The organism is Lactococcus formosensis, assembly GCF_037892375.1.
Classification (GTDB): Bacteria; Bacillota; Bacilli; order Lactobacillales; family Streptococcaceae; genus Lactococcus; species Lactococcus formosensis.
This window is the reverse complement of sequence record NZ_CP141722.1, coordinates 21499-39127: the sequence shown is the minus strand read 5'-3', so window position 1 is coordinate 39127 and position 17629 is coordinate 21499. Positions and strand designations below refer to the sequence as shown.

Annotated in this window: 20 protein-coding genes and 1 pseudogene; 13 read left to right on the top strand and 8 right to left on the bottom strand. The window is 33.4% G+C overall.

The window, feature by feature from the left end; all coding sequences use genetic code 11:
• Positions 1-129 precede the first annotated feature (129 nt).
• Entirely contained in the window at positions 130-264 is a 135-nt protein-coding gene (locus tag VNN39_RS10120; protein ID WP_416274875.1) for a putative holin-like toxin, read from the top strand.
• Positions 265-525: 261 nt separating this feature from the next.
• Here the strand turns inward: VNN39_RS10120 and VNN39_RS09945 are convergent, their stop codons facing one another.
• A complete protein-coding gene (locus VNN39_RS09945; protein ID WP_338998216.1) occupies positions 526-1230 on the bottom strand; it encodes a GIY-YIG nuclease family protein in 705 nt (234 codons plus the stop codon).
• Between the two features lie 284 nt (positions 1231-1514).
• Between VNN39_RS09945 and VNN39_RS09940 the strand changes: the two genes are divergently transcribed.
• The 6 genes from VNN39_RS09940 (at position 1515) to VNN39_RS09915 (ending at position 5559) form a co-directional block, all read left to right on the top strand.
• Positions 1515-2066, top strand: coding sequence for a recombinase family protein (locus VNN39_RS09940; protein ID WP_338998219.1), 552 nt, complete (start codon positions 1515-1517; stop codon positions 2064-2066).
• Positions 2067-2080: 14 nt separating this feature from the next.
• Complete coding sequence (locus VNN39_RS09935) at positions 2081-3031, top strand: hypothetical protein (RefSeq protein ID WP_338998221.1); 951 nt, start codon at positions 2081-2083, stop codon at positions 3029-3031.
• A gap of 252 nt (positions 3032-3283) precedes the next feature.
• Positions 3284-3673 carry a hypothetical protein gene (locus tag VNN39_RS09930; RefSeq protein ID WP_338998223.1) on the top strand — a complete coding sequence of 130 codons (390 nt, stop codon included), beginning with the start codon at positions 3284-3286 and terminating at the stop codon, positions 3671-3673.
• A 2-nt stretch (positions 3674-3675) separates the two neighbouring features.
• Positions 3676-4059, top strand: coding sequence for a hypothetical protein (locus tag VNN39_RS09925; protein WP_338998225.1), 384 nt, complete (start codon positions 3676-3678; stop codon positions 4057-4059).
• A 71-nt stretch (positions 4060-4130) separates the two neighbouring features.
• Complete coding sequence (locus VNN39_RS09920) at positions 4131-4745, top strand: DUF1643 domain-containing protein (protein ID WP_338998227.1); 615 nt, start codon at positions 4131-4133, stop codon at positions 4743-4745.
• 133 nt (positions 4746-4878) lie between these two features.
• Positions 4879-5559: an IS6-like element IS1216 family transposase gene (locus tag VNN39_RS09915; RefSeq protein WP_001015311.1), complete on the top strand. Its 681-nt coding sequence runs from the start codon at positions 4879-4881 to the stop codon at positions 5557-5559.
• A gap of 53 nt (positions 5560-5612) precedes the next feature.
• On the opposite strand, the gene VNN39_RS09910 is transcribed toward VNN39_RS09915, so the two are convergent.
• Entirely contained in the window at positions 5613-5792 is a 180-nt protein-coding gene (locus VNN39_RS09910) for a hypothetical protein (RefSeq protein WP_198471755.1), read from the bottom strand.
• Between the two features lie 527 nt (positions 5793-6319).
• Here VNN39_RS09910 and VNN39_RS09905 point away from each other — a divergent pair.
• Positions 6320-6679, top strand: a complete 360-nt coding sequence (locus VNN39_RS09905) for a helix-turn-helix domain-containing protein (protein ID WP_002405438.1) — start codon at positions 6320-6322, stop codon at positions 6677-6679.
• Positions 6680-7192: 513 nt separating this feature from the next.
• Here VNN39_RS09905 and VNN39_RS09900 read toward each other — a convergent pair.
• A complete protein-coding gene (locus tag VNN39_RS09900; RefSeq protein ID WP_005228365.1) occupies positions 7193-7360 on the bottom strand; it encodes a cysteine-rich KTR domain-containing protein in 168 nt (55 codons plus the stop codon).
• 87 nt (positions 7361-7447) lie between these two features.
• Complete coding sequence (tet(S), locus tag VNN39_RS09895; protein WP_002405437.1) at positions 7448-9388, bottom strand: tetracycline resistance ribosomal protection protein Tet(S); 1941 nt, start codon at positions 9386-9388, stop codon at positions 7448-7450.
• Here tet(S) and VNN39_RS10115 point away from each other — a divergent pair.
• A complete protein-coding gene (locus VNN39_RS10115) occupies positions 9373-9498 on the top strand; it encodes a hypothetical protein (protein ID WP_193393255.1) in 126 nt (41 codons plus the stop codon). The two genes, tet(S) and VNN39_RS10115, sit on opposite strands and share 16 nt — an antisense overlap.
• Before the next feature lie 538 nt (positions 9499-10036).
• Positions 10037-10717, top strand: a complete 681-nt coding sequence (locus VNN39_RS09890; RefSeq protein WP_339007325.1) for an IS6-like element IS1216 family transposase — start codon at positions 10037-10039, stop codon at positions 10715-10717.
• A gap of 29 nt (positions 10718-10746) precedes the next feature.
• On the opposite strand, the gene VNN39_RS09885 is transcribed toward VNN39_RS09890, so the two are convergent.
• The gene (locus VNN39_RS09885; protein ID WP_338998229.1) at positions 10747-11100 is read right to left on the bottom strand and encodes a hypothetical protein; all 354 of its coding nucleotides are present in this window, start codon (positions 11098-11100) and stop codon (positions 10747-10749) included.
• Between the two features lie 61 nt (positions 11101-11161).
• On the opposite strand from VNN39_RS09885, the gene VNN39_RS09880 reads away from it, so the two are divergent.
• Positions 11162-11842 carry an IS6-like element IS1216 family transposase gene (locus VNN39_RS09880; RefSeq protein ID WP_013646119.1) on the top strand — a complete coding sequence of 227 codons (681 nt, stop codon included), beginning with the start codon at positions 11162-11164 and terminating at the stop codon, positions 11840-11842.
• Positions 11843-11881: 39 nt separating this feature from the next.
• Here VNN39_RS09880 and VNN39_RS09875 read toward each other — a convergent pair.
• The 3 genes and pseudogenes from VNN39_RS09875 to tet(L) all read right to left on the bottom strand — a co-directional run.
• Positions 11882-12340: pseudogene (locus VNN39_RS09875) on the bottom strand (protein rep); the annotation flags it as partial.
• 244 nt (positions 12341-12584) lie between these two features.
• The gene (gene mobV / locus VNN39_RS09870) at positions 12585-13847 is read right to left on the bottom strand and encodes a MobV family relaxase (RefSeq protein WP_339007323.1); all 1263 of its coding nucleotides are present in this window, start codon (positions 13845-13847) and stop codon (positions 12585-12587) included.
• A 563-nt stretch (positions 13848-14410) separates the two neighbouring features.
• On the bottom strand, positions 14411-15784 hold the full coding sequence (tet(L), locus tag VNN39_RS09865; protein WP_338998232.1) for a tetracycline efflux MFS transporter Tet(L): 1374 nt from the start codon (positions 15782-15784) through the stop codon (positions 14411-14413).
• 132 nt (positions 15785-15916) lie between these two features.
• On the opposite strand from tet(L), the gene VNN39_RS09860 reads away from it, so the two are divergent.
• The gene (locus VNN39_RS09860) at positions 15917-16597 is read left to right on the top strand and encodes an IS6-like element IS1216 family transposase (RefSeq protein ID WP_001015311.1); all 681 of its coding nucleotides are present in this window, start codon (positions 15917-15919) and stop codon (positions 16595-16597) included.
• Positions 16598-16676: 79 nt separating this feature from the next.
• A complete protein-coding gene (locus tag VNN39_RS09855; RefSeq protein ID WP_338998212.1) occupies positions 16677-17267 on the top strand; it encodes a site-specific integrase in 591 nt (196 codons plus the stop codon).
• The last annotated feature ends 362 nt before the right edge of the window (positions 17268-17629 follow it).

Below are 17629 nucleotides of genomic sequence, written 5' to 3'. Positions count from 1 at the left end.
TCCCCCTGAAGAATAGAAAAACTGCTAGTTTGAATGGCTTGCAGCTTATATTTTTGGTATAATATAGAGTAGAGAAAGTTTATAGCGGTTGGCTAAGTATAGAAAGAGGGGTGATGCCTATGAGTATAGGTGTTTCCCTATCAAACTAGAAAGGCTAGATTTTTGAGTGTCTCAGACAGCTTAGCTTTGATGATTGCATTTGCAAGTTTCATTGTTATGTTGCTCAATCTCATTATTGTGATTGTAAAGAGCATAAAAAAATAGAACCGCTAACTTTTGACCGAGTGCGATTCTATTTTTAGATAAGTTACTTGTCAACCGTCTTAAACGGTCTCTATGGAGCTTGTTACAGCAAGCTCTTTTTTCTTACCTCTATTATACCATGTATTTTTGATTATGACAATAAAGGCGTTATCCAAATGTTATTCCATTCTTTAATGCAAATGGAGTAAACATAATGATGAGCATATACATATACACATAATAGTATGAGGCTATTAATATAATTTATATAGACTATATTACTTAACTTTTATTTCCAGAATTATTATTGTATCCTTCACTATACGAATTATAATATGTAATGAGATTTCTTTCTAATTCGTCAAGATTGTCAAAGTAACTTTCATTTAATTTTATTGTATAAATTTCAAAAAGTACATGAGACTTATAATCTTTATAAAATGCTTCACTCCCTGTGTTTCCACCAGTTCCTAAAAAGTGGTTACGCAGACGCTTCATAACATTTTTGGACTGACCAACGTAAGCTTTTTTCTGTTCTGTATTATAGACTATATAAACACCTGTAAAATCTTTTACTTTACACGTGTATAGTTCATCAGGAGATAGAATTTGAAATATTTTACCTATTCCTTCTATATTGGTGAGAACCTCTGCTACAGTTTCATTATTCTGAGTACGTAATTGTATTTGTTTTAATCTCTGTTCTTCACTCTTTTCTATACTTTGGTATAGTTCTTTTCTCCTCTGTTCATCAATACGTTTTAAGATATCACTTTGCTTTTGTAGCTTCCTTCTTTCTTTTTCTATTTTTTGTGATTCATATTTTTTTAAACTCTCTTTTCTTTTTCTTTCCATCTCTTCTTGTTGTAGTTGGAGAGTTACGATCTTATTTGTCTTACGTGCCTTTCTTACTAAAACAATTATTGGAAGTAATATAAGTAATGACATAATAACAGTAAAAAAGATAAATATATATGTAGTAATCATAGTTGTAAGTAACCTTTAGAATCATAATATAGGATAAAATTAATAGTTGACTAAAAGTTATCCTGCTAGCTACATTTTACACTAAAAAGTCATAAAGTAGAACTCTCTAATAAACATAAAATATAGTGTTCAGAAAACCTCCATTTTCTGGACACTTTTTATTTTCTGCAATTTTTATCTATTTCTTTTACATTTAGTGTTCATTAACCCATAATTTAATCTATGTTCATTTATATATAATGTTTTAAGTTATGGTACAATTAAACTAACGGAGGTGCAGAAATATGAATATTGGATATGCACGTGTTTCAACTGGACTACAAAATTTAGATTTACAAAAAGACAGCCTTGTAAAATATGGCTGTGAGAAAATATTTACTGATCATATGTCTGGAAGTAAAAAAGATAGACCTGGGTTAAAATCAGCAATAGAATTTTCTCGCCCTGGTGACACAATTGTTGTTTGGCGATTGGATCGATTAGGAAGAAATATGGAGGACTTAATCAGCATAGTCAACTCACTAAACGATAAAGGAGTAAGTTTCCATAGCTTACAAGAAAATATCACGATGGATAAATCAAGCTCTACTGGACAACTTATGTTCCATTTGTTCGCTGCATTTGCGGAGTTTGAACGTAATCTTATTCTCGAACGTTCAGCCGCAGGAAGAGCTGCAGCACGTGCGAGAGGAAGATTAGGCGGTCGACCTGAGAAATTCACTGAGAAAGATATAGAATTGCTTAAAACACTCGTAGATAATGGGACACCAATTAAAAATATTGCGGAGTCTTGGGGTGTATCTCGAACAACAATTTATAGATATATCAATAAATAGGAGAAATCATAAATATGAGTTATACATTAGCTATTAAGCAAATAAAACAGCCTCGAGGAGGATATATTTCTTCAAAATTATTTTCTCCCACTGAATATAATATTGTTGAATCTTTAATCGATATTGAAAACCCCCGCCACTCTTCAGACTTAGCAACTACTATTGAAAATCTGTCTTATTGGTTATCTGGAATAAATATTTTCCAAATATGGAGAAATATTCCTTTAAATTACACTTCCTTAAATAACTTATCAATAATAATTCATTCTTCTGATATAAATAGTGAAGTGATTAGAGCAGCTCATAGTCTTTCCGTCTTAGACTTAGATTATGAACTTACAGATAATGAAATAACGTATGTTAAAATTCTTACAAATCGAACAATAGAATTCCTAAGCTCCATTAATCCTATTTCTTTCGCAAAACCCTTTTTCAGTTGGGAGACTGTTAATAATAGAGCAAAAAAATACCACTCAATAACTGCAGAAGGTGAAATCGATTTTATGACTGAAGATACCATTTGGGATATTAAAGTTTATAAATCAAATCCGTTAAACTCTCAAAATAAATTACAAGTTATAACATATTACCTAGCTGGTCTATATTCAGATCAATCACATATTTTTAAAAGGATTAAATATTTGGGAATATATAATCCGAAGTCAAATATTTCATACAAGTTGCCAATATCTTCTATCACTGATAGTATTGTTGAGGAAATAGAAAAAAATTTAAAAGAAATATATATTATCCCTAAAAATAATGATTTAAAGATTTTTGTAACTGACTATAAAGAACAACTATCAGTTTCAATCAATAATAGAATAAATGAGCTAAAAAAATTAATCGAATTCTTTGAGGAAAAAAATCCAACACACAGCCAAGATTATATTAATGAGTTGGATTACCTTATGAACTTTTTAAATCAAATAAAAGAGTATTTTATAAAAAGAAATCAGAGATAATTTCATAATCTCAATGCTCAATATACTTTACCATTTATAAATCCCATTATATCAGAAAGGAAAAACAAACCATTAAAGTATACTCTGCTGTCCTTTTGTAGGAAACTTAATACTGAAAAAAATTCATTGATTACTTTACATCCCAAATGGTATCTTCAGAGAATAAAAAACAAAATTCTTTATTCCAATTTCTCTTATCACTCGACAACAGTCAATTAGAAAAAGCAGATAAGATACTGAAGATTGTATTCAGTGACATTTAAAAATACAAATAAGAAAGAAATTAGTGAGGAAGTAATGAACATTAAAAGTAAAGTTACATCAATTCAAGCATGGCCTGTAAATATTAAAGCAGTGGAAAAATATATTTCCGATAATACGTGGGATGGAGAGCAATGGGTTGAAGATTTACTTGATGGAAAAGAAAATGGAGAATTAAAATATGACGGTACTCGATATTTACAAGTTGATTTTGACGAATATAAAAAATATCCACCCAGTCTCATGTTGAACAAAGGTGCTAGTTGTAGAGACGGCGATTATGTGTTACGATTTGAACGTGGTCTTTCTGAAGAAGAGAAGTATATTTATTTTGTAAAATGTGATGCAGAAGAATTTAAACTTAAATATTATATCGTATAAAAATGATTGGAGAAAAATTGACTACAGACTCAAAAAATGAAGCTTTCATCTGCCCTAGTGACAGTGTAGATTTAAACAACATGACTGAAGAACAAAGAAAAAGATATGAGCATAGTTGCAATACATTAATCAATGCAGCACGCGAGGTCATTTCCGAGAGCAAAAAAGAAAAGAATACAAGTAGCATGGCAAATGACTTGATTAAACAAAAGAGTGAACAAACATCAATCCCCATATCTGTATGTTTGAATGAGGGTGTATCTTTAAAAGACATGTCTGACGAGGAGCGATTAGAACTTAATAAGGGTATTCAAAGTATGGTTGAAAGAGCTCAGGAGCTTTTTGCTGATGACTCTAAGTGGAAGCCTGAACCGCCACAATCATAAGGGGTTAGAAGTTTATTGAAAGATAATAAAATAAGAAATAAGTGGAATATAGTAACCTAGATGGAGATAATGTGGATTATTCAACAATATGCAAAACTATGAACTTGCCAAAGCAAGAAAGTTCAACAACAGATGTAATTTATGATGAGAAAAAAGAAAAGAGGTATCTGTTAGAAAGGAGATGGGGCAAAGAGGGAAAGGTACTTTGTGGATTTATGATGAATCCTTCTAATGCTTCACATTTGAACTCTGATCAAACTGTTGACCAGTTGGTTAATTATGCCGAAAAAAACAATTATGTTGCTCTTATTATAGTCAATGCTGTTTCTTTTATTGAACCTCAAAGCAGGAATTTAAAAAATAGTACAATTCACTCCGCTGATCCGACTAACTGGTCTTTTATTGATGAAGCTTTTAATAAATCTGACCGCATCATTTTTGCTACAGGGGTTAAAGGTCAACAAGCACTCTATAGGTTTATTGACTCAGGAGATAATCAAGTCATTAGTATATTGAGAACGTATAGAGAAAAGTTTTATTGTTATGATTTAAAGCTGTCTCCAAAACAAAAAAACTTTTATTATACACCTCATCTAAGACCGCAATATAATAAAAATGCCTACATTGATGAAGTCGCTAAACCTATTTCAACATTTCCTAACTATGAAAAAATTTTTCGAGAATAGAGAATTTATTTCCTTAATAAATTTGAGCCTATTATTAATTTGGTTCTAGCACTCCGACAGGTTCTGTTGCAAAGTTTTAAATCTACTATCAAATAAGGTAGAATAATAGAAAAAGATAGCAGGAGGAATGACGATGAATCATTTTAAAGGAAAGCAATTTCAGCAGGATGTGATTATTGTAGCCGTGGGCTACTATCTTCGTTATAACCTTAGCTATCGTGAAGTTCAAGAAATCTTATATGATCGTGGCATTAACGTTTCTCATACGACGATTTATCGTTGGGTGCAAGAATATGGCAAACTACTCTATCAAATTTGGAAAAAGAAAAATAAAAAATCCTTTTATTCATGGAAAATGGATGAAACGTACATCAAAATTAAAGGAAAATGGCATTATTTGTATCGAGCCATCGATGCAGATGGTTTAACCTTGGATATTTGGTTACGTAAAAAACGGGACACACAAGCAGCCTATGCTTTTCTTAAGCGGTTAGTGAAGCAGTTTGATGAACCGAAGGTTGTAGTCACAGATAAAGCCCCCTCTATTACAAGTGCCTTTAAGAAACTAAAAGAATACGGCTTTTATCAAGGGACAGAACATCGTACCATTAAATACCTGAATAATTTGATTGAACAAGACCATCGTCCAGTAAAGAGACGCAATAAATTCTATCGAAGTTTACGCACTGCCTCTACCACGATTAAAGGTATGGAAGCCATCCGAGGATTATATAAGAAAACCCGAAAAGAAGGCACTCTCTTCGGGTTTTCGGTCTGTACTGAAATCAAGGTATTATTGGGAATCCCAGCTTAAATCATAGATACCGTAAGGGATTTTATTCTTTATTTAAAACTTTGCAACAGAACCTACTGGTCAATACTAGCAAACTGTTCCACTACATAATCATCTAGTTCTGAAAAAGCGACTTCTTTTTTTGATATCCGACTGAGAGACTTTAAATAGTCCTTACGTTCGTCATCAATGGATCGTTTACAAATATAGTCAAATTGCATTTCAATGGCAGCTTGGAACAGGGAAGAACTCATGTCATTCACACCTCCTTTCCCGTTGAGAAAGAAGATGATTCCAATGAACATTTATCTCCTTTCGTAATATAACCCGACGTAAAGAGAGGAAATGACGGAATTTTTGAAAAAAACTTTTAGAAAAACACAAAAAAGTCCATATCCGACGATATGGACAAAGTAATTCACACAAATAGTTCCCTTTTAATAGAACCAAGAAACTACATTTTAATCCGAAAGGATTCTTTGAAATAGAAAAAATTTTTTTGATAAATTTAGTAAATAAATCCAATGGATGCTGTCATGAGTCATGGTTTATTCTCCCAAAAACATCGTCTTTAGCTTTACACATAAAAAAATGACGATTCAGAAATCGTCGTTTAGTGTACTCAGATATATTTTTGTGCATAGGAAAGAAATCGCTAAAAGACTGATTTTTTTTTTCTTTTAGCAATTTGAAAAAAATATGATTTATTTAAGCTATATACTGCTTTATATAAGGCCTGTTTACATTTAGATAGGAACAGTATAATGCCGATAGGTGATATATGATGGACAGAAAAAAACATAGAACTTTTGATTTCAAACCATTGGGTCTTGCGATTAAAGAAGCCCGTCTTAGTAAAGGATTGACTCGTGAGCAGGTAGGATCAATGATCCAGATTGCGCCACGCTATTTGACGAACATTGAAAATAAAGGACAACAGCCAAGTTTTCATGTTGTATATGATTTAGTGACTTTGCTAAATATTTCTTTGGATGGATTTATTTTAGGGGAAGAAAACAGTCATAAAAGCTCCAAACGTCTTCAAGTAGAAGCACAGTTGGATTGTCTGGATGAAGATGAATTAGTGACGATTGGGAAAGTGATTCAAGCAATTTACGGAGAAAAATGTAAATTTAACTAGTTCAATAATACACAATGGATTAATTAATACTATCAGGAAAGATTGATTACAAAGATGTAATGAATTTTTTCTGATTTTTGTTAATCATAAATAGAAAATGAATTTATCTTTGTTACACTTAGGAACTAGAGCGAATGATAAATAGTTCTTTGGTTACTCTTATCGCTGCAAAGTACAGTTCATTTTTTGTTGTTGGGAAAATTTTCTGGATTTATTGCATATCACTTCATCCGACTAAAAATTTTTGATTCCCATAGCGAAGTTCGTTTTTGTTCCTTAGGAAAAACTTGACTGATATACTAGTTTTGAAATGACGAGTAACTCTGTACTTCATCAATAATCAAGTATTGAATTTTAATTGTATACTTTTTATGCTTGAGGGATGTCTACTGTAATACAGCTACTGCAAAAAAAATCAGTACACTTATTTTCTTATAAAGGATATCAAGAACTAAGCTCAATGGTATGCATAGAAAAGAAAAAGCCGATAAAATGAGATTTTGATATCTCGAATTATCGGCTCTGCGTCTTTGCGTCTGGCTCTGTAATTACAGTTATTCTAAACTTCGTTATTTCAATTAAAATTTCTTGTCTGCATTTAGGACAAAATAGAGGGAAATTTTTTAATTCAGTATCTTCCCTCATTTTTAAACGGGTCTTATTGCCACATATAGGGCACAGTATCCACCTAGTATTTACAATATCTATATCCTCCTGTTCTAATTAACAACTCAATATTCATTTTAAAAATTTCTCTTTAGTTCACTATCAATGTAAGTTGATTTTATTAAACATATGCCTTACTTTGTCTATTCTATTATTTGGACGACGTGGTTGGAAAGCAGACTTAATGTTAGTAACCTGATAACCTTTTAACTCTGTTAAACAGACACTGCGTCCATTTGTAAAGAAAGTTAAACTGTTTCGATACTCTTGAATACAACGGGCTGGAATTTCACCAATGAGAATGACCTCGTTACCTTTTAACTTAGTATTTAAAATATTTGCACAATATTTGGAAGCATCATTATATGCTCTCGAAAGATATTCTTGTGGTACATAAATTTCGAAGCTAAGATATGGCTCTAATAACTCTGTACCACTCTTTCTAAAAGCCTGCTCTAGTACAATAGGCGCAAGCATTCGGAAATCTGCTGGCGTACTGACAGGGCTGTAATATAGACCATACTTAAAACAGATCTTACAGTCTGTTAATTTCCAACCGTACAATCCTTGTTCACACCCATAGCGTATACCTTCCATAACTGCATTTTGAAATGATTGATTTAAATAACCTAGAGAAACCAGGCTCTCATACTGAATGCCACTACCCAAAGGAAGTGGTGTTACAGATAAACCAATAGAAGCCCAGAAAGGATTTGGAGGTACTTCGATATCAATGGTAAATTCAGATTTTTTTAATGGTCTTTCCATATAAATGACAGTTGGTTTTCTTGTTTCTATCTCAATATGATATTTTTCTTGAATCAGAGTACAAGTTACCTCCATTTGGACCTCACCTAAAAAAGATAGCACAATTTCGTGAGTTACTGTATCTACATAATATTGTAGAAGGGGATCACTATCGGATATTTCAAAAAGTGCATCTAGTAACTTTTCTCTTTGTACTGATTTACATGGTTCAATTGTTGTTTGTAACATAGGAAGAGGATTCTCAAGAATTTCTCTATGTGGTAATCTTTTTTTATCTCCAAGTACGTTATTTAGTTTTAAAAGCTCATTTTTTAAAATAATAATCTCACCAGGCTCTGCCTTATCTATCTGGCGTAATTCTCCATTTATTGAAGTATACATTTCTGTAACTTTTATTTTTTCCTTTTCTGATATATTGACTGAGTCTCGCAAATGTAGCGTTCCACTATAAAGACGTACATAGACAAGCCGTTGACCATCATCTGAATATTCTACTTTAAAAACATTTCCACAAAGTTTATCTGAATTGAGTTGTGTGGGTGAAAATAATTTGCTAGTAATTACCTCTATAAGTTGTTTAATTCCAATATTATTCTTTGCACTTCCGTGATAAACAGGATATAAGGAGCAACTTTGAATTCTTTCGTTTTCCTCCTTTTCAAGTTCTGCAATATTCAATGTTTTCCCAATGGTATATTTTTCTAATAAATAATCATTTCCCACAATTACTGTCTCCCATTGTTCTGGTTCAGTATAATCTATTACATAAGGTTTCAAATTTAGATTCACAGTCTGCTTAATTATGATGTCGTCAGAAAGTTTGTCCTTAATATCTTGATAAACATCTGGCAAATTTATTCCATTTTGATCAATTTTGTTAATAAAAAATATTATAGGTATGTTCATCTTTCTAAGTGCATGGAATAGTATACGAGTTTGTGACTGTACTCCATCTTTTGCAGAGATTAGCAAAATAGCTCCATCCAAAACAGATAATGAACGGTATACATCTGCCAAAAAATCCATGTGTCCAGGAGTATCTACAATATTTACTTTAACATTTTCCCGTTGAAAAGATGTTATTGCGGTCTGAATAGTAATACCTCTCTGGCGTTCCAAAAACATAGTATCCGTTTTCGTTGTACCGCTATCTACACTTCCTAACTCTTTAATTGCTCCGCTACTGTATAGTAAGCTTTCTGTCAAAGTAGTTTTTCCTGCATCAACATGTGCTAAGATACCGATATTAATAATTTTCAATTTTATTTCCTCCATTCAAAAGCTCAAAAAGCAGAAAAAATCCCAGTGATAAATACTCTTATCACTGGGATTTTAATACAAAAATAGCTGTATACTACACACTGATAGCCACAGATGCTTTATGATAAAATGATAAAAGTATTCTTAAACTGGGCACAAAAAACCAGTCCTTATTTTAAATAAGGATGCTTAATTAATTATTCCCGCTATCTAATTGACAGTTTATTTAAGAATACCTTGCCGCATTTTTATTATCTCCTTTTGAATGTTATCTTAATTCTATCATATGATAGAATGCTTGTAAAGCCAACCATATTTTTTGAACGAAAGGGAAATTAATGAGAAATTAATGGAAGTTAGTGTAGTAGTTGAAGATAACTCTTCAGAATGGCTATCAAAATTCAGCGATTTAATAACGATTTACAAGTTCATAAGGGATTCTTTATTCATCCAGCTATTATATTACTTTTCAGGTCAATAGGACAACTGTCCACAACCTTTCTACAAATATATTACGTATAATTTTTGAAATATATACTGCTTAACAAAATATTTTGCAGTGGTTCCAATAGTTTTGAATTGTTAATATGGTTCTGTTGCAAAGTTTTAAATCTACTATCAAATAAGGTAGAATAATAGAAAAAGATAGCAGGAGGAATGACGATGAATCATTTTAAAGGAAAGCAATTTCAGCAGGATGTGATTATTGTAGCCGTGGGCTACTATCTTCGTTATAACCTTAGCTATCGTGAAGTTCAAGAAATCTTATATGATCGTGGCATTAACGTTTCTCATACGACGATTTATCGTTGGGTGCAAGAATATGGCAAACTACTCTATCAAATTTGGAAAAAGAAAAATAAAAAATCCTTTTATTCATGGAAAATGGATGAAACGTACATCAAAATTAAAGGAAAATGGCATTATTTGTATCGAGCCATCGATGCAGATGGTTTAACCTTGGATATTTGGTTACGTAAAAAACGGGACACACAAGCAGCCTATGCTTTTCTTAAGCGGTTAGTGAAGCAGTTTGATGAACCGAAGGTTGTAGTCACAGATAAAGCCCCCTCTATTACAAGTGCCTTTAAGAAACTAAAAGAATACGGCTTTTATCAAGGGACAGAACATCGTACCATTAAATACCTGAATAATTTGATTGAACAAGACCATCGTCCAGTAAAGAGACGCAATAAATTCTATCGAAGTTTACGCACTGCCTTACCCACGATTAAAGGTATGGAAGCCATCCGAGGATTATATAAGAAAACCCGAAAAGAAGGCACTCTCTTCGGGTTTTCGGTCTGTACTGAAATCAAGGTATTATTGGGAATCCCAGCTTAAATCATAGATACCGTAAGGGATTTTATTCTTTATTTAAAACTTTGCAACAGAACCCTATTATTAATTTGTCGGTCTTGCCAAGCTGCTCTAACTAAAACAAATTTTTCGTCAGTTGTTTGACGCTTTACACGACCGCTGTTTTTAAAAATATTTTGTTCAGCTTGTTCTATCGAAACACCAAATTCTGTAGAAATTGATTGGAGCATTTCGTCTTTTGTCATATAGTCTGAAATTGTTACCTGGTCAGAATTTAAGTCCAATTCTTTAGAAGCAATTTCTATTTTTGGCACTTCGCTAGCAGAGACAGTTGTTGTTGCCAACGTGCTGAAACCCAAGACACCTAGAAGAGAGGAACAAACTAATGTTGAAGGGTTCTGTTGCAAAGTTTTAAATCTACTATCAAATAAGGTAGAATAATAGAAAAAGATAGCAGGAGGAATGACGATGAATCATTTTAAAGGAAAGCAATTTCAGCAGGATGTGATTATTGTAGCCGTGGGCTACTATCTTCGTTATAACCTTAGCTATCGTGAAGTTCAAGAAATCTTATATGATCGTGGCATTAACGTTTCTCATACGACGATTTATCGTTGGGTGCAAGAATATGGCAAACTACTCTATCAAATTTGGAAAAAGAAAAATAAAAAATCCTTTTATTCATGGAAAATGGATGAAACGTACATCAAAATTAAAGGAAAATGGCATTATTTGTATCGAGCCATCGATGCAGATGGTTTAACCTTGGATATTTGGTTACGTAAAAAACGGGACACACAAGCAGCCTATGCTTTTCTTAAGCGGTTAGTGAAGCAGTTTGATGAACCGAAGGTTGTAGTCACAGATAAAGCCCCCTCTATTACAAGTGCCTTTAAGAAACTAAAAGAATACGGCTTTTATCAAGGGACAGAACATCGTACCATTAAATACCTGAATAATTTGATTGAACAAGACCATCGTCCAGTAAAGAGACGCAATAAATTCTATCGAAGTTTACGCACTGCCTCACCCACGATTAAAGGCATGGAAGCCATCCGAGGATTATATAAGAAAACCCGAAAAGAAGGCACTCTCTTCGGGTTTTCGGTCTGTACTGAAATCAAGGTATTATTGGGAATCCCAGCTTAAATTATAGATACCGTAAGGGATTTTATTCTTTATTTAAAACTTTGCAACAGAACCATATTGCATCATTCGGCGAAATCCTTGAGCCATATCTGACAAACTCTTATTTAATTCTTCGCCATCATAAACATTTTTAACTGTTAATGTGAGAAACAACCAACGAACTGTTGGCTTTTGTTTAATAACTTCAGCAACAACCTTTTGTGACTGAATGCCATGTTTCATTGCTCTCCTCCAGTTGCACATTGGACAAAGCCTGGATTTACAAAACCACACTCGATACAACTTTCTTTCGCCTGTTTCACGATTTTGTTTATACTCTAATATTTCAGCACAATCTTTTACTCTTTCAGCCTTTTTAAATTCAAGAATATGCAGAAGTTCAAAGTAATCAACATTAGCGATTTTCTTTTCTCTCCATGGTCTCACTTTTCCACTTTTTGTCTTGTCCACTAAAACCCTTGATTTTTCATCTGAATAAATGCTACTATTAGGACACATAATATTAAAAGAAACCCCCATCTATTTAGTTATTTGTTTGGTCACTTATAACTTTAACAGATGGGGTTTTTCTGTGCAACCAATTTTAAGGGTTTTCAATACTTTAAAACACATACATACCAACACTTCAACGCACCTTTCAGCAACTAAAATAAAAATGACGTTATTTCTATATGTATCAAGATAAGAAAGAACAAGTTCAAAACCATCAAAAAAAGACACCTTTTCAGGTGCTTTTTTTATTTTATAAACTCATTCCCTGATCTCGACTTCGTTCTTTTTTTACCTCTCGGTTATGAGTTAGTTCAAATTCGTTCTTTTTAGGTTCTAAATCGTGTTTTTCTTGGAATTGTGCTGTTTTATCCTTTACCTTGTCTACAAACCCCTTAAAAACGTTTTTAAAGGCTTTTAAGCCGTCTGTACGTTCCTTAAGGAATTCCTTAGTGCTTTCATAGATTAAACTCACATCACGCTTTAAATCGCTTATTTTAGACTTTAAAGACTTGTTTTCTTCAAGCAACTCATTATAATCATTTACATTTTCATTAAATCGCTCTACAAGACCACTATATTTTTCTTTAACTTGCCCATGTTCTTTACTTAATTTTTTATATTCTCTCGCCATATCAGTACTCATGAGATTTCTAACATGCTGTTTTAACCTATCGTTATCTCTCGCAGCAGTCACTAAGTTTTTATAATCACGCTCCGATATAACAACATTTTTGGTTGGTTTCTTTTCTGTTTTCATTATTTCTTTTCCCAAACCAAACATGGACTTTTTACCCGTTGGCACTTCAACACTTTTCATGTGTCGTTTCGCTGGTACTTCTAAATCTGATTTAACTTTATCGCTATAAGCAGTCCATTCATCTTTTTTAACTGCTAAATTTTTTTCTAGAAAATCAATCTCTTTTTCCAAAGTTTGTTTTTTAAATTTAGCTGTCTCAATATGTTTACGGTCAGAGCCACGTTTACCACGCTTCAACTCAAAACCCTGTTTTTTCATATGCTCGGGGAATTTATCTTGTAGCCATAACAGTTCTTGACGATTAAACACATTTTTTCCTTGCAGTTTTCCATCACGCATAGGCACAACACCTAAATGCATGTGAGGGGTTTGCTCATCATTATGAACTGTTGCATAAGCAATATTTTGCTTGCCATATCGTTCGGAAAATAATTTATAACTTTCCTCAAAAAATCGTTTTTGTTCTCCTGGATCCAGTTGCTCAAAAAAATCTCGGTCAGATGTTACTAGCAACTCATTTACAAGAACAGCATCTTTCCTCGTTTTTCTTGTACCTGTTTTTTGTGATTCAATAATTTCTTTGACACGTTCGTTGTAATCAATATTTTTATCATTTTTCAAATCATAATTTTCACGTGTTCGCTCATGGTCAATATCATCATTCGTTCTACTTTTTCGCTCTCTTTGATTATGAAATTGCATGCCTTTTAGTCCAGCTGATTTCACTTTTTGCATTCTACAAACTGCATAACTCATATGTAAATCGCTCCTTTTTAGGTGGCACAAATGTGAGGCATTTTCGCTCTTTCCGGCAACCACTTCCAAGTAAAGTATAACACACTATACTTTATATTCATAAAGTGTGTGCTCTGCGAGGCTGTCGGCAGTGCCGACCAAAACCATAAAACCTTTAAGACCTTTCTTTTTTTTACGAGAAAAAAGAAACAAAAAAACCTGCCCTCTGCCACCTCAGCAAAGGGGGGTTTTGCTCTCGTGCTCGTTTAAAAATCAGCAAGGGACAGGTAGTATTTTTTGAGAAGATCACTCAAAAAATCTCCACCTTTAAACCCTTGCCAATTTTTATTTTGTCCGTTTTGTCTAGCTTACCGAAAGCCAGACTCAGCAAGAATAAAATTTTTATTGTCTTTCGGTTTTCTAGTGTAACGGACAAAACCACTCAAAATAAAAAAGATACAAGAGAGGTCTCTCGTATCTTTTATTCAGCAATCGCGCCCTTTAATGGAACAAAAAGATTTGAATTCCTGTTATAAAAAAAGGATCAATTTTGAACTCTCTCCCAAAGTTGATCCCTTAACGATTTAGAAATCCCTTTGAGAATGTTTATATACATTCAAGGTAACCAGCCAACTAATGACAATGATTCCTGAAAAAAGTAATAACAAATTACTATACAGATAAGTTGACTGATCAACTTCCATAGGTAACAACCTTTGATCAAGTAAGGGTATGGATAATAAACCACCTACAATTGCAATACCTGTTCCCTCTGATAAAAAGCTGGTAAAGTTAAGCAAACTCATTCCAGCACCAGCTTCCTGCTGTTTCAAGCTACTTGAAACAATTGTTGATATAACTGTTTTGGTAAACGAAAGCCCACCTAAAACAAATACGATTATAATTGTCATGAACCATGATGTTGTTTCTAAAAGAAAGGAAGCTGTTAAAAAGCTAACAGAAAGAAATGTAACTCCGATGTTTAACACGTATAAAGGACCTCTTCTATCAACAAGTATCCCACCAATGTAGCCGAAAATAATGACACTCATTGTTCCAGGGAAAATAATTACACTTCCGATTTCGGCAGTACTTAGCTGGTAAACATCTTTCATCATATAAGGAACCATAGAGACAAACCCTGCTACTGTTCCAAATATAATTCCCCCACAAAGAACTCCAATCATAAAAGGTATATTTTTCCCTAATCCGGGATCAACAAAAGGATCTGTTACTTTCCTGATATGTTTTACAAATATCAGGAATGACAGCACGCTAACGATAAGAAAAGAAATGCTATATGATGTTGTAAACAACATAAAAAATACAATGCCTACAGACATTAGTATAATTCCTTTGATATCAAAATGACCTTTTATCCTTACTTCTTTCTTTAATAATTTCATAAGAAACGGAACAGTGATAATTGTTATCATAGGAATGAGTAGAAGATAGGACCAATGAATATAATGGGCTATCATTCCACCAATCGCTGGACCGACTCCTTCTCCCATGGCTACTATCGATCCAATAAGACCAAATGCTTTACCCCTATTTTCCTTTGGAATATAGCGCGCAACTACAACCATTACGAGTGCTGGAAATGCAGCTGCACCAGCCCCTTGAATAAAACGAGCCATAATAAGTAAGGAAAAGAAAGAATGGCCAACAAACCCAATTACCGACCCGAAACAATTTATTATAATTCCAAATAGGAGTAACCTTTTGATGCCTAATTGATCAGATAGCTTTCCATATACAGCTGTTCCAATGGAAAAGGTTAACATAAAGGCTGTGTTTACCCAGTTTGTACTCGCAGGTGGTTTATTAAAATCATTTGCAATATCAGGTAATGAGACGTTCAAAACCATTTCATTTAATACGCTAAAAAAAGATAAAATGCAAAGCCAAATTAAAATTTGGTTGTATTGAACCCTGTTACATTCATTACACTTCATAATTAATTCCTCCTAAACTTGATTAAAACATTTTACCACATATAAACTAAGTTTTAAAGGTTCTGTTGCAAAGTTTTAAATCTACTATCAAATAAGGTAGAATAATAGAAAAAGATAGCAGGAGGAATGACGATGAATCATTTTAAAGGAAAGCAATTTCAGCAGGATGTGATTATTGTAGCCGTGGGCTACTATCTTCGTTATAACCTTAGCTATCGTGAAGTTCAAGAAATCTTATATGATCGTGGCATTAACGTTTCTCATACGACGATTTATCGTTGGGTGCAAGAATATGGCAAACTACTCTATCAAATTTGGAAAAAGAAAAATAAAAAATCCTTTTATTCATGGAAAATGGATGAAACGTACATCAAAATTAAAGGAAAATGGCATTATTTGTATCGAGCCATCGATGCAGATGGTTTAACCTTGGATATTTGGTTACGTAAAAAACGGGACACACAAGCAGCCTATGCTTTTCTTAAGCGGTTAGTGAAGCAGTTTGATGAACCGAAGGTTGTAGTCACAGATAAAGCCCCCTCTATTACAAGTGCCTTTAAGAAACTAAAAGAATACGGCTTTTATCAAGGGACAGAACATCGTACCATTAAATACCTGAATAATTTGATTGAACAAGACCATCGTCCAGTAAAGAGACGCAATAAATTCTATCGAAGTTTACGCACTGCCTCTACCACGATTAAAGGTATGGAAGCCATCCGAGGATTATATAAGAAAACCCGAAAAGAAGGCACTCTCTTCGGGTTTTCGGTCTGTACTGAAATCAAGGTATTATTGGGAATCCCAGCTTAAATCATAGATACCGTAAGGGATTTTATTCTTTATTTAAAACTTTGCAACAGAACCTGATTGAGAAAGGATATCTAATTATATGGTTCAACAAATCGTTCTTCCCATCAAAGATTCAAATATCTTAAAAATGGTTCAAGATACACTACTTGATAGCTTTCGTGCTGGACGTCGCAACTATACGATCTTCCAAGTTGGGAAAGCGACCTTATTGCGTGTCAGTGATGTCATGAAACTAAAAAAATCTGATGTCTTTAATTCGGATGGCACAGTCAAACAAACTGCTTTTATTCATGATCAAAAAACAGGTAAAGCGAATACGTTATATTTGAAACCTGTACAACAAGATTTGTTGATTTATCATGATTGGCTAGTGCAACAAAATCTCAATTCAGAGTGGTTATTTCCTTCAACCTCTCGCACAGAGCGTCATATCACCGAGAAGCACTTTTATAAAGTCATGGCACGCGTTGGAGACCTTTTATCTATCAATTACTTGGGAACACATACCATGCGTAAAACAGGAGCTTATAGAGTTTATACACAATCGAATTATAACATTGGTTTAGTCATGCATTTGTTAAATCATTCCAGTGAAGCTATGAACCTCACCTATCTCGGGTTAGATCAAGCCAGTCGTGAAACCATGCTCGATCAAATTGATTTTGGGTAATGGATGTTTAGAACCTAGTAGTCGTCTTTGAACGGCTACTTTTTTTGTTGTTGCCAAATATAACTTCTGACATACAATTTTTAGCAGTTACACGATCCATTTATCGAATCCTCCGGACTTCTTCAACCACACTGAAAGGGAGGGAACACTCTTCGGCTTCTCGTTATCTACAAAAATAAAGGTATGTTAGTGACTGCAATTTGTAGTTTCCTAATCAGCTTGCTTACGTTTGTCATCTTGTTGATTAAAAAATCACCAAAAATAAGAACCGTCTCAACTTTGGCTAGTTAACGGTTCTCGAACTAAATACGACCACCGACTTTTACTCGGCTATATTGGACTTGTTTGCAGCAAGTCATTTT